The sequence below is a fragment of the Macrococcus brunensis genome (assembly GCF_004359615.1).
GTDB classification, from domain to species: Bacteria; Bacillota; Bacilli; order Staphylococcales; family Staphylococcaceae; genus Macrococcus; species Macrococcus brunensis.
The window spans coordinates 80,015-91,315 of the sequence record NZ_SCWA01000003.1; the positions used below are offsets into that span (position 1 = coordinate 80,015).

The window sequence follows — 11,301 nt, forward strand, 5'->3', positions numbered from 1 at the left end:
CGGTCTTCTATAGATATCCTGATGCTGATGCTCATCTGTCTCTACAGATTGCTGAATATCAGGTTCTTTTTCTTCTTGTCCAAATATTTTATCGAACCAGCTCATCTTCAATCACACCTTTATAATTGATTAAAAAAGTCTGTTCCCGGTGTCATGGCCGCATCCAGAACAAGAATCCCTTTTTTCTCTTCTGAATCTGTTAGCCCTAGTTCACGTTCTGAGCAGATCATACCGCTTGAAGGTACACCGCGTAACTCAGCGTCTTTGATAATCATACCGCTTGGCATGACAGCACCGACTTTAGCGACTACCACATTCTGACCGGCTGCAATATTCTTCGCGCCGCAGACAATCTGCAGCACTTCATCGCCCACATTGACCTGGCACACATTCAGTTTGTCCGCATCGGGATGTTTCTCCATCTCATCAACATGGCCGACAACAAACTTTGGTGATAAATCGACTTCGAGCGGCGACATGCCTTTTGTCTCTAAAAACGCATTGACCTCTGCAACACGTTCCTTATTCAGTTCAACCTGGCCGTCTGTCTGAATGTTCAGATCGGCTACATTGTAGACATTGTAACCCACAACTTCGTCATTTTGACGAATCGTTACAACATCGCCTTCACGATGATAAGTGAATGGTCCTTCTGTCTGTTTAACTGTGATCAGTAAGACATCTCCGATATGCTTGTTATAAAAAATATTCATGTGATTTACTCCTTTTTTTCCTGTTCAAATTTTTTGCGGTTTGCTTCAATTCGTTTAATTGTTTCAGTGTCACGTTTTGCATTGTTCTTACCGAGAATAAAGACAGGTGTCAGTGTGCCTGCCTCATACTGGAATGACAGTGAAGTAATGGGCACAAGCCCATTGCTGAAGAACTGCATCATCATCTGTGCCATGATGTCATACCCTGTTTCGTTCTGAATATCTGCGATAATCAGGACGTCAGCATGAGGTGTCGCAATGAGCAGCTCGCCTTCTTTATTATGATCAAACTCCGCAAGAAGACGTTCGTTTAAAATACGGCTTGCGTCATACCCATCATTGGAATTAAAGAAGTAAAAAGTGTTACCTGCAACAATATCTTTCTTATAAGGGTTATCGAGCTTACGGATATTAAACAGTGCCTGCTCTCTGACATGGTCCTCTGAAAGCTTCATCTCTTCAAGTAACTGCTTATCAATCAGGCGATACGTCGTCCCGAGATCCAGCGCATAGTAAATATTGGTTTCAGCAGTATGCGCTGTAATGACAAAAGGATGACCGTCTGCTTCTTTTGGAAAGCTGGTAGAACGGATGACCGGCATAATTTTGATGGTATCAACGGATTTCTCACGCTCATCTGCCATCGCTTTAACCGTTTCATTAATGTAATACAGGACTTCATCGATGATTTTCTCACCTTGTGCTTTATGTTTGGCGACTAAAGGTGCAAGTTTAATAGTCAGACCTTTCTGGTTATCAGTACGTTCAACTCGCAGTGTTTCTTCTTTACGGTCGAACTTGATATTCAGCTCTGATTGATCCAGTTTTGCTGTTATTGCGTCACGTATTTCAAAGACGTTCATCTCTATACACTCCTCAATTCATGTACTCTTCATTGTACAATAAAACCACGATGAACGGTAGCCATCGTGGTCTGTCATTAAAGGGCGTCAATAAATGCATTGATCTCTTCTTTTGTTTTGCGGTCTTTAGATACGAAGCGACCGATTTCCTGTCCTTCTTTAAATGCAACGAAGCTTGGAATACCCATTACATCATACTCCACTGCGAGATCCATCAGTTCGTCACGGTCGATAGAGACAAACTGATAATCAGGATGTGCAGCTTCAATTTCTGGCAGTGCCGGTTTAATAAAGTGACAATCTGGACACCAGCCGGCTGTAAACATCGCAATCGTCGGGGCATTAATCATTTCTTTGAAGTTCTCTACACTTGTTATGTTTTTCATGTTCTCTCTCCTGTCATAATCTGCTGATCACCTGGTTTGATGATATGCGCATTTTTCATGAGTCTATATACAATATAACTGATAACGGCCGGCAGAATAAAATGAAACACTAAAATCTGCAGCCATGTCTCGATAGATGTTCCCATCGTCCGGATGGTCATAATCTGACCGACGAAACCACTCGTGCCCATGCCGGCACCTGCTGCCACATTTTTCATTGGCCAGAGCAACGTCATTATCGGTGCTGTAATGATACTTGCAATGACCGGTGGTACCAGAATAAACGGATTTCTTAAATAGTTCGGAATCTGAATCTTACTCGTTCCTATCCCGTTGGCGATTACCCCTTGAATCCCATTATCACCGTAACTCGTCACTGCAAAGCCGATCATATGACAGCAGCAGCCGATTGTCGCTGCAGCAGCGGCTGTCCCTTCGATACCGAGCATCAGTGCCAGAGCAGCGCTTGAGATTGGGCTGGATAAGGTCAGTCCAAACACAGCTGACACTAAGATCCCCATCAGGAGTGGCTGCTGGTCAGTCGAAAACGTGATGAAATCACCCAGTCCGGTCATCAGTTTCGCAATAAACGGTCCGATTAGTTTCGCGACGACAGCGCCGATAATTAGCGTTAGCAGCGGCGTCAGCAAAATATCAACCTTTGTTCGCCCGGAATATAACCGACCAACTTCTGATGTGACAAGAGCAACAATATAAGTCCCAGCTGCACCACCGAGTTCGTAGCCATACATACCCGTCACAGCGCTAGAAAAAATCACCAAAGGCGATGCGCCGAGCCCATAAGCGACACTCACTCCGACAGCGGCTCCTGTATAAGTTTTAGCCATCTGTCCAATCGTAATAAAGAGTGATGTATCAAAATAAGGTTTCAACTGTGTACCGATTGTTTCAATAATCAAGCCGATAATCAATGAACTGAATAACCCAAGTGCCAGATAGCTCATCCCATCTATGAACCATCGCTTCAAATATGTTTTCATCCCTTCACCTCACCGTTCAGTATAAATGATTTAATGAGAGTTGTGTATATAAAAAAAGACAGGTCTTTAACCTGTCTTAACGTGTTTCAATAATGTTCAGGAAACGCTTAAGCGGCTCTGTCTGTGGATGATTAAATATATCATCCGGTGTGCCCAGTTCAGCAATCTGCCCATCATGTATGAAAGCGATACGGTTCGCCACATTTTTCGCGAAGTTCATTTCATGCGTCACAATAACCATGGTCATACCATCAGCCGCCAGATCCTTCATGACGTTCAGTACATCATTGACCAGTTCCGGATCCAGTGCTGACGTCGGTTCATCAAACAGCATGACTTTTGGATTCATCGCAAGCGCGCGGGCGATGCCGACACGCTGCTGCTGTCCGCCTGACAGACCAGAAGGATACTGATTCTTAACCTGGTTAAGCCCTACTTTCTGCAGTAGGTTTTCTGCGATTCTTCTCGCTTCTTCTTTTGGCATTTTCTTAACGATAACTAGACCTTCCATCACATTTTCAAGCGCCGTCATGTGCGGAAAGAGCTGATAATTCTGAAAGACCATACCAGACTTCTGTCTGACCGCAATTTGACTTTTTTTGTCTTTGTTGCTGTAAGTCTGCCCGTCCACTGTCACCGTACCTGTCGTCGGAAGTTCGAGTGCATTCATCATACGAAGAAGAGTGGTCTTCCCAGAACCACTGCGACCGATCAGTACAACGACTTCACCATCACGGACATCGAGGTCAACGCCTTTAATGACTTCTTTGTCTCCGAAGCTTTTATGGATATCTCTCATTTCAATCATGACACATACTTCCTTTCAATACGACGTTCGTATCTGCCCTGGATAAATGAAATGATAAAGCAGACGACCCAGTACATCAGGGCGACGAGTGTATAGATAGATAAAAATTCGTAACTCGTGGCTGCAACTTCCTGTGCTTTACGGAACATCTCAGCGACTAATATGAAACCTAGGAGTGACGTATCCTTGATTAAGCTTAGGAATGTATTTCCCAGCGCCGGGATCGAAATTCTCAAGGCCTGCGGTAAAACAATACGACGCATGGTCATCCATTCCGTCATACCGATGGAATAAGCGGCCTCGCGCTGACCTTTAGGAATAGAAATAATACCGCCGCGGATGATTTCTGAGGCATACGCACCTACGTTAAGGCTCAAGCCGATAATCGCTGCAACAAATGGTGCCAGTGTCAGTTGATTATCCGGATTTCCAGTCATCAGACGGCCAATCTCTGGAATACCATAGAAAATAATAAAGAGCTGAACGATCATCGGTGTTCCGCGGATAATCGAAACGTAAATTCTTGCAATTGTGCTTAGAAACTTGTTATCAGAAATTCTGCTCAGTGCTGTAGCAAGCGCTATGATCAGTCCTAAGACAAAGGTAATAATAGTAATAGGGATTGACCAAGTGATCAATCCCTGTAACATAGGCAGAAACGCTTGCTGAGCTGCGTCCAGGGCGTGCTGCTGTTCTGCATTAAGGTTGAGTGACATCTTCACCAAACCATTTTTCACTGATTTTTTTCAGCTCACCGTCTTTTTGAAGTTCGTCAATTGCTTTATTGACTTTATCGATTAAAGATTTATCTGTTTTCTTAGTGAAAACAAATGCTGACTGACTTTTTTCTGCATCGCCTTCAATGACTTTGATATCTGCATTTTTCTTCTGCTTAGTGTAATCCAGCACTGATAATTTTTCGTTGAATGTCCCTTCAACACGGTTAGATAATACAAGTTCCATAGACTGGTTGAAACCTTCTACCTGTGTAATCTGTGCGCCTTTGTCTTTCGCCAGTTTACCGTAGTTTGAAGTTAAAGTCTGTGCAAGTTTTTTACCTTTGACATCGTCGAATGATTTGATGTCGCTGTTTTTGCGTGTCACAAGGACAGCGTTTGTATAAGTATAAGGTTTAGAGAACTGATATTTCTGTTTACGTTCGTCATTGATACCGACTTGGTTTGCGACTGTCGTAAAACGACCTGAGTTTAAACCTGCAAACATTGAATCCCATTGTGTTTCAACGAATTTCACTTTATAGCCCATTTTTTTAGCGACTGCTTCAGTCACTTCTACGTCGAATCCTGTCAGTTTGTCATTCTTGTCGTGGAATGTGAACGGTGAATACGTTCCTTCCGTTCCTACTGTTAAAACTTTGTCCTCTGATTTAGAACTATCAGATGATTGATCTGATTGACCACATGCTGCAAGGAAGATGAGCACTGCCATCATCATTACTAAAAACTTTTTCATTTTGTCCGCTCCTATTCTTATTGATTTACTCGGAATAGTTTCATTTTAGTGGATTGTGACATTAAGTCAACAAAAAGATGCTGAAGTTGAGTCGAAACTTGAATTTTTTTGTTGAAAGATGATAATAGAAGTAAGGAGGATTGACTATGAAACTTAAATCCATTATCGCCGGCACGACACTTTTACTGATTGCGGGCTACTTCTTCTCACTGCGTTACCAGCTGAAGAACCCTGACAAAGTACTCACTGAAATCAAGAAACAATATTCTGATATTGAAGGGGCCTATATCGACTATACCCCGGAAAACTATAGAAAACTCGGACTGGAAACCACTATTTATCGCGGTGGTATTATTACTGCAGCAAAGGAATACGATTTTATAGCAGATGCCTATAGCGGAGAGCTGATTGACACGACAGAAATAACCACAGTTTAATTAACTGTGGTTATTTTTTAAGTGATCAAACGCTTTTTTAATTCGAGCCATTCCTTCTTCAAGACGTGCGCGGTCACAAGCAACATTCATTCTGAAGTGCGTGCTGTCATCATGCATATACGTACTGCCGATGCCGAGCGCAACCTTCCCAACTTTCTGCAGGGCTTCCTGTACTTCTTCTTCGCTGTAACCACTTTTACTGAAGTCAATCCACATCAGAAATGTAGCATCTGGAATATAGACATCCAGTACATCATCAAGAAATTCTTCAGCATAACTTTTAACGAACTTCATATTGCTCAGTATGAAGTCATTGATAGCATCCACCCAGTCAGCACATTCCATATAGCCTGCTTCTATGGCATTCAGTGCCAGTGCATTCGGATTCCCGATGCCGGCAGCCAGAATCTGACGGGATAACTCCATCTTCAGGAAACGGTTCTTCGTCACATAATAAGCATGGGGCAGCCCTGATATATTGAATGTCTTACCCAGACAGGACGTCACAATTATATTGCTGTCCGGCTTCATCCAGTTGATCAGTGACTGATGCTTCTTCTGTCTCGCAAAATCCATATGAATTTCGTCAGCGATGATAAAAACGTCATGTGCTTCGCAAATACTGACGATTTCATCGAGTTCTTCTGTTGTAAATACTTTACCGGTCGGGTTATGTGGATTACAGAACAGGAAGACCTTCATATCAGCACGCTGACAGAGTGATTCAAACGCATCAAAATCCATCTTATATTCCTGACCATCAAATACAAATGGTGACGGCACAACGACTCGTCTGTTCGCTTCTATTAAAGTCAGGAACGTATTATAACTCGGAATATTGACGATAATACCTTCCCCAGGCTGCGTCAGTGCACGGATAGATTCTGTTATCGTATAAAGAACTGTCGGTGAATAAAACAGGTCACTATTCATGACTCGCGTATCAAATCTTGTTCGATACCAATGTTTAATCGGCTCATAGAACTTGTCCTGCTGCCATTTCGTATAGCCGATAATCCGGTGGTCGAGTCGTTTTTGGATAGCGTCCAGAACAGGCTTTGGCGTCGCAATATCCATATCTGCTATCCAGAAAGGCAGCATGTCTGATGTTTCATAGACAAGGTCCATGCCTTCATATTTAATGCTCTGCGTATCACTGCGATCTATCACTTCATTAAAATCATACATTTAAATTTCCCCCTTTTGTTTATTTTAGCACGCACAATAAAAAAAGACCGCTTTAGAGGCGGTCTTGAAATGTAGCTTCTAATCGATTGATTCGGAAACCTTTACTTGAAAATTTATCTTCATATTCAGTTCTGATATTGTCTTCCGGCTCATCCGTGTGAAGGTCAAGGTTGATGTTCTTCAACTTCATACCGTACTGACTCATACTTTCCAGTGAGAACTCGAACAGATGCTGGTTGTCTGTCTTAAAATGAACTTCACCGTCCGGCTTTAAGATCACCTGATAAAGCTTCAGGAAATTCTCATGTGTCAGACGTCTTTTCGCATGGCGCGTCTTTGGCCATGGATCTGAGAAGTTCAGATAAACTCGGTCTACTTCTCCAGCTGAGAAATAATCTGCCAAATGTTCTGCATCTAACGTCAAGAGGCGCAGATTACGGATATTCTGCTCAATTGCTTTTTCGACGATACGAATCATCACATTTTTATCACGCTCAATGCCGATATAATTGATATCGGGATTAGCTTTTGCCATCTCAGTAATAAAACGACCCATACCACTGCCGACTTCTATATGAATCGGACGGTCATTGTTGAACCATTCTCTCATCTGTCCTTTTCTTGCTTCGTCAATACTGACGATTTCAGCATGAGCGAGCAGGAAATCTTCTGCCCATGGTTTATTTCTCATTCTCATGTTGTATCTCCTTATATAAAACGGTTTCTCGACAGCACGTCATCTAAAAAGACGAGCCAGTAGTTCATATCCTGATAACGATTTTTCTCCTCATACCATTCCACCATCGCAATGGCCTGAATCACCGTGTACCATTTCATGCGTTTTCTTAAGTCCAGCGAATCATCTATCCCGTACTGTCTGAGCCACTGCGGCCAGTCCTCAGGCTTGATATAAGTGTATAGAATCATACCGATATCTATCGCAGGATCAGCAATCATAGCCCCTTCCCAGTCAACTAAAAATAGTTCGTCCTGTTCAGATAATAACCAGTTATTATGATTGACGTCACCATGACAGACTGTGTAGAAAGCCTTATCCAGTACAGGCATGTGTTCATCGAGATAAGTGAGTGCTTTACGGACAACGCGATGCGCCATCACCTGTCTTGAGAGCGATGAATTGATCTTAGCCAGAAGCATCGATGGAAACATCGGTTTCATCTCCAGTTTTTTGAGCATACTGGAGAGATGCTTAGAGCCATGAATTTTACGAAGCAGAAGTGCAACACGTTCGGAATTCATTTCTTCCTGTTCGAGCGCTCGACCGTTCTTCCAGTGCTGGGCGGTCACGACTTCTCCTGTTTCAATACGTTTCGTCCAGACTAGTTTAGGTACAATTCCTTCTGCTGACAGGGCAGCGAGGAACGGACTGGAATTTCTTTTAAGAAACAACTTGTGCCCATCCTGTTCCGCCATATAAGCTTCACCGGATGCACCACCAGCTGAGTCGAGCGTCCAGCCCAGTTGATAGAAATGTTCCAACATGTTCACCTCCATTCAGAAAAAAGAAAAGGCTCGAGATAGAATCAAGAGCCTTATCCAAGTATGTTGCCAAAAAAGCGACTTGCTTAAATTTTATATCCTTTGAACTATTAATTCAAGAGTAAAATCAAGAAGCTGGGTAAATCTTCTCTTTAAAAGCTTGCTGAAGCTGACGTGTCACCGGTCCAATCTCAACCGTCTGATCGTCAATCTGAGTAACAGGCGTGACTTCAAGTGAAGTACTGGAAATAATGACTTCATCAGCATCATAAAGTTCTTCTGGCGTAAATGTTTTTTCGACAAAAGGAATATTCAGCTCTTCAGCACAGCGTTTGATCACTATGCGCGTGATACCATTTAAAATCAGGTGATTGGCAGGATGCGTATAAATCGTACCGTTTTTTATGATAAAGACATTGCTTGATGCCCCTTCTGTCACGATACCGTCACGCACCTGAATCGCTTCGACCGCCTGTCCGACATGTGCCTGCTGTTTAGCCAGTACATTGCCCAGTAAATTCAAGCTTTTGATGTCACAACGCAGCCATCGGATATCTTCAAGTGTAATGACTTTTACTCCCTTATCCATACCCTCTACCGGACGCGCTGAATCATAAGAATAGATTAACGTCACCGGCTTAAATGATTCAGGAAAAATATGATTACGTAATGCATTCCCCCGTGTGACCTGCACATAAATCAGCCCGTCTGTCACCTGATTTTCAGTTATCAGATGCTGACATATCTCAATATAATCATCTACAGTTAACTCAAGCTTGATTTGAATCTCTGCTGCACTGCGGACTAAACGTTCAAAGTGCTCCCGAGCCGTAAATAGCATACCGTTATAAACACGGACCACTTCATAGATGCCATCTCCGAACTGGTAACCCCGGTCATTCGGATCAATAGCTATCTTATCGTTGACATATTCACCGTTAAAGTAAATAAGATTCATATCAGTCCTCCACGCAGACGGCATGGATGGCTTCTAAATAGATGGCTGTCGCATCAAACAGCTGTTTTTTCGTGATATATTCATTTTTCTGGTGCATGAGGTCGACTGAATCTTTGAACATGGCACCGAATGCAACACCTTTTTCAAGATTACGCGCATAAGTACCACCGCCAATCGTATATGGCTCTGTCATATCGCCTGTCTGATTGCGATAAGCCGTCAGCAGTTTTTGCACGAATGGATCGTTTTTGTCAACATAGTGAGGTTCCTGGTGTGTATTGACATCAATTTCAAAATGATCTTTGATACGCTCTGTGAAATCTGCGATCTGCTGATTGAAATCAAATCCCGTTGGATAACGTAAGTTGACACCGTAATGACCACCATCTACATCTGTGTAACTGATGACACCAATGTTAGTCGTCAGACGACCCATTTCTTCTGTCTCATAAGCCATATCCAGCTTCTCACCGAAATGAGAATCATAGAGATAACGATCACCAAACTGTACGAACTGTGCTGCTTTAGCATCAAGCTGCAGTGAGTTTAAGAAATGAACAAGGTAGAGACCTGCATTAATACCGATAGAAGGATCCATGCCGTGTACTGATTTCCCTTCAACCTGCAGAAGAAGACTGCCGTTATCAACAGATGACTGACCTGACAGTTCATGCTCAGCCAGGAAGTTTTCAAATGACTGAATCGTATGGTCCATTTTTTCGCGCACGACCATTTTCGCTTCAGCAAAATCAGGCACCATATTATAACGTTCTCCTGCATTAAGAGCTTTGAGTTCTACTTCTGGCGTCTCGCCTTCCGGTGAAGATGTCTGAACGATATCAAACGTTGTAATCCCTTTTTCACCATGAATCAGTGGGAAGTCAGCATCCGGTGCGATACCGAGGTCCGGCATTTCTTCTGTCTGGAAGTAGCGGTCTGTACACATCCAGCCAGATTCCTCGTCTGTACCGATAATCATGTGAATCCGTTTTTTGAAGTCAACATTCATATCATTCAGGATTTTCACAGCGTAATAGGCTGCGATAGTCGGCCCTTTATCATCGAGCGTGCCACGAGCGATGACACGGTCTTCAGTGACCACTGGATCAAAAGGTGCTGTCTCCCAGCCACTGCCTGCTGGAACAACGTCCACGTGACATAAAATACCGAACAGGTCATCCCCTTTACCCATTTCGATACGGCCGGCAATATGGTCGATATCTACAGATTTGAAGCCATCACGTTCAGATATTTTGTACATGTATTCAAGTGCTTCTCTCGGCCCTGGACCGACAGGCGTCTCTTTTGACATCAGGCTATCATCGCGAACACTCTCAATAGCCAGTAAGCCTTTTAAATCTTCAATGATCTGATCTTCATATTGTGCAACTTTTTCTCTCCACATGTTACATTCCTCCTTATATTACTCATTATTTTACATGAAATATTCTGAAAATGAAAACACCAAAAAAGCCGCCCGATAATGGGCAGCTTTTCAGGAAAATTATTTAAGGTCGTTTTTGTCGACTGCTGTTGGGTTGTTGTCCGTTACGTTGCTATGATCAGTCACGATGTGAATGTTGCTTGCGCCACCTTCATCATCAAAAGTAGTCACTTGTTCTCTTGTATCTGCTTGGTTTTTAGGGAAATCGCCTTCGTTACCTTTTACTTTGTCGATAACAGGCGCTGCTTTTTCCATTACTTTATCTGTTAAGTTAGCTTTGTAAGCGTTTGGGTCTTCTTTAGCTTTAGAGACTTCTTCTTTAGCTACTTGTGTTAAGTTGTTTGCTTTTTCTGTTAAACTCGCTTTGTAAGCATTTGGATCCTGTTTCGCTTTGTTAAATTCGTTCACTAACATGTCGCGGTTTTCTTTTTTAGAAAGGATAGCTGCAACAGCAGTTCCTCCAAGCACTAAAGCTGTACGTAATAAACTTGGTTTGTTATTCATGTTCATCCACCTCTGATAGTATATTT

Annotated in this window: 14 protein-coding genes; 1 reads left to right on the top strand and 13 read right to left on the bottom strand. The window is 42.8% G+C overall.

What is annotated here, in order from left to right; translation table 11 throughout:
- Positions 1-119 precede the first annotated feature (119 nt).
- The 7 genes from ytpR to ERX27_RS02240 form a co-directional block, all read right to left on the bottom strand.
- The gene (gene ytpR / locus ERX27_RS02210) at positions 120-713 is read right to left on the bottom strand and encodes a YtpR family tRNA-binding protein (RefSeq protein ID WP_133431204.1); all 594 of its coding nucleotides are present in this window, start codon (positions 711-713) and stop codon (positions 120-122) included.
- Positions 714-718: 5 nt separating this feature from the next.
- Entirely contained in the window at positions 719-1,576 is an 858-nt protein-coding gene (locus tag ERX27_RS02215; RefSeq protein WP_133431205.1) for a DUF1444 family protein, read from the bottom strand.
- A gap of 77 nt (positions 1,577-1,653) precedes the next feature.
- Positions 1,654-1,962 carry a thioredoxin family protein gene (locus ERX27_RS02220; protein ID WP_133431206.1) on the bottom strand — a complete coding sequence of 103 codons (309 nt, stop codon included), beginning with the start codon at positions 1,960-1,962 and terminating at the stop codon, positions 1,654-1,656.
- Positions 1,959-2,963, bottom strand: a complete 1,005-nt coding sequence (locus ERX27_RS02225) for a PTS sugar transporter subunit IIC (protein WP_133431207.1) — start codon at positions 2,961-2,963, stop codon at positions 1,959-1,961. Before ERX27_RS02225 ends, ERX27_RS02220 begins: the two co-directional genes overlap by 4 nt.
- Before the next feature lie 76 nt (positions 2,964-3,039).
- The gene (locus ERX27_RS02230; protein WP_133431208.1) at positions 3,040-3,771 is read right to left on the bottom strand and encodes an amino acid ABC transporter ATP-binding protein; all 732 of its coding nucleotides are present in this window, start codon (positions 3,769-3,771) and stop codon (positions 3,040-3,042) included.
- Entirely contained in the window at positions 3,768-4,487 is a 720-nt protein-coding gene (locus ERX27_RS02235; protein WP_133431209.1) for an amino acid ABC transporter permease, read from the bottom strand. Before ERX27_RS02235 ends, ERX27_RS02230 begins: the two co-directional genes overlap by 4 nt.
- The gene (locus ERX27_RS02240; RefSeq protein WP_133431210.1) at positions 4,471-5,244 is read right to left on the bottom strand and encodes an amino acid ABC transporter substrate-binding protein; all 774 of its coding nucleotides are present in this window, start codon (positions 5,242-5,244) and stop codon (positions 4,471-4,473) included. Before ERX27_RS02240 ends, ERX27_RS02235 begins: the two co-directional genes overlap by 17 nt.
- Positions 5,245-5,390: 146 nt before the next feature.
- Between ERX27_RS02240 and ERX27_RS02245 the strand changes: the two genes are divergently transcribed.
- Positions 5,391-5,681: a hypothetical protein gene (locus tag ERX27_RS02245; RefSeq protein WP_133431211.1), complete on the top strand. Its 291-nt coding sequence runs from the start codon at positions 5,391-5,393 to the stop codon at positions 5,679-5,681.
- Here the strand turns inward: ERX27_RS02245 and ERX27_RS02250 are convergent, their stop codons facing one another.
- The 6 genes from ERX27_RS02250 to ERX27_RS02275 all read right to left on the bottom strand — a co-directional run bounded on the left by ERX27_RS02250 (position 5,682) and on the right by ERX27_RS02275 (position 11,275).
- Positions 5,682-6,869: a MalY/PatB family protein gene (locus ERX27_RS02250; RefSeq protein WP_133431212.1), complete on the bottom strand. Its 1,188-nt coding sequence runs from the start codon at positions 6,867-6,869 to the stop codon at positions 5,682-5,684.
- 52 nt (positions 6,870-6,921) lie between these two features.
- Entirely contained in the window at positions 6,922-7,566 is a 645-nt protein-coding gene (gene trmB, locus ERX27_RS02255; protein ID WP_133431213.1) for a tRNA (guanosine(46)-N7)-methyltransferase TrmB, read from the bottom strand.
- Between the two features lie 11 nt (positions 7,567-7,577).
- Entirely contained in the window at positions 7,578-8,369 is a 792-nt protein-coding gene (locus ERX27_RS02260) for a phosphotransferase family protein (protein ID WP_133431292.1), read from the bottom strand.
- A gap of 127 nt (positions 8,370-8,496) precedes the next feature.
- Positions 8,497-9,327, bottom strand: a complete 831-nt coding sequence (gene dat / locus ERX27_RS02265) for a D-amino-acid transaminase (protein WP_133431214.1) — start codon at positions 9,325-9,327, stop codon at positions 8,497-8,499.
- 1 nt (position 9,328) lies between these two features.
- Positions 9,329-10,732, bottom strand: coding sequence for a dipeptidase PepV (gene pepV / locus ERX27_RS02270; protein ID WP_133431215.1), 1,404 nt, complete (start codon positions 10,730-10,732; stop codon positions 9,329-9,331).
- A gap of 99 nt (positions 10,733-10,831) precedes the next feature.
- Positions 10,832-11,275 (bottom strand): YtxH domain-containing protein, encoded by a 444-nt coding sequence (locus tag ERX27_RS02275; RefSeq protein ID WP_133431216.1) that lies wholly within the window; start codon positions 11,273-11,275, stop codon positions 10,832-10,834.
- Positions 11,276-11,301 lie beyond the last annotated feature (26 nt).

Excerpts from the sequence above, each read along its gene's own strand:
- ERX27_RS02250 (WP_133431212.1), bottom strand. The coding sequence starts at position 6,869 with ATGTATGATTTTAATGAAGTGATAGATCGCAGTGATACGCAGAGCATT.
- ERX27_RS02240 (WP_133431210.1), bottom strand. The coding sequence starts at position 5,244 with ATGAAAAAGTTTTTAGTAATGATGATGGCAGTGCTCATCTTCCTTGCA.
- pepV (WP_133431215.1), bottom strand. The coding sequence starts at position 10,732 with ATGTGGAGAGAAAAAGTTGCACAATATGAAGATCAGATCATTGAAGAT.
- ERX27_RS02225 (WP_133431207.1), bottom strand. The coding sequence starts at position 2,963 with ATGAAAACATATTTGAAGCGATGGTTCATAGATGGGATGAGCTATCTG.
- ERX27_RS02245 (WP_133431211.1), top strand. The coding sequence starts at position 5,391 with ATGAAACTTAAATCCATTATCGCCGGCACGACACTTTTACTGATTGCG.
- ERX27_RS02230 (WP_133431208.1), bottom strand. The coding sequence starts at position 3,771 with ATGATTGAAATGAGAGATATCCATAAAAGCTTCGGAGACAAAGAAGTC.
- trmB (WP_133431213.1), bottom strand. The coding sequence starts at position 7,566 with ATGAGAATGAGAAATAAACCATGGGCAGAAGATTTCCTGCTCGCTCAT.
- ERX27_RS02215 (WP_133431205.1), bottom strand. The coding sequence starts at position 1,576 with ATGAACGTCTTTGAAATACGTGACGCAATAACAGCAAAACTGGATCAA.
- ERX27_RS02220 (WP_133431206.1), bottom strand. The coding sequence starts at position 1,962 with ATGAAAAACATAACAAGTGTAGAGAACTTCAAAGAAATGATTAATGCC.
- dat (WP_133431214.1), bottom strand. The coding sequence starts at position 9,327 with ATGAATCTTATTTACTTTAACGGTGAATATGTCAACGATAAGATAGCT.
- ERX27_RS02235 (WP_133431209.1), bottom strand. The coding sequence starts at position 4,487 with ATGTCACTCAACCTTAATGCAGAACAGCAGCACGCCCTGGACGCAGCT.
- ERX27_RS02275 (WP_133431216.1), bottom strand. The coding sequence starts at position 11,275 with ATGAATAACAAACCAAGTTTATTACGTACAGCTTTAGTGCTTGGAGGA.
- ytpR (WP_133431204.1), bottom strand. The coding sequence starts at position 713 with ATGAATATTTTTTATAACAAGCATATCGGAGATGTCTTACTGATCACA.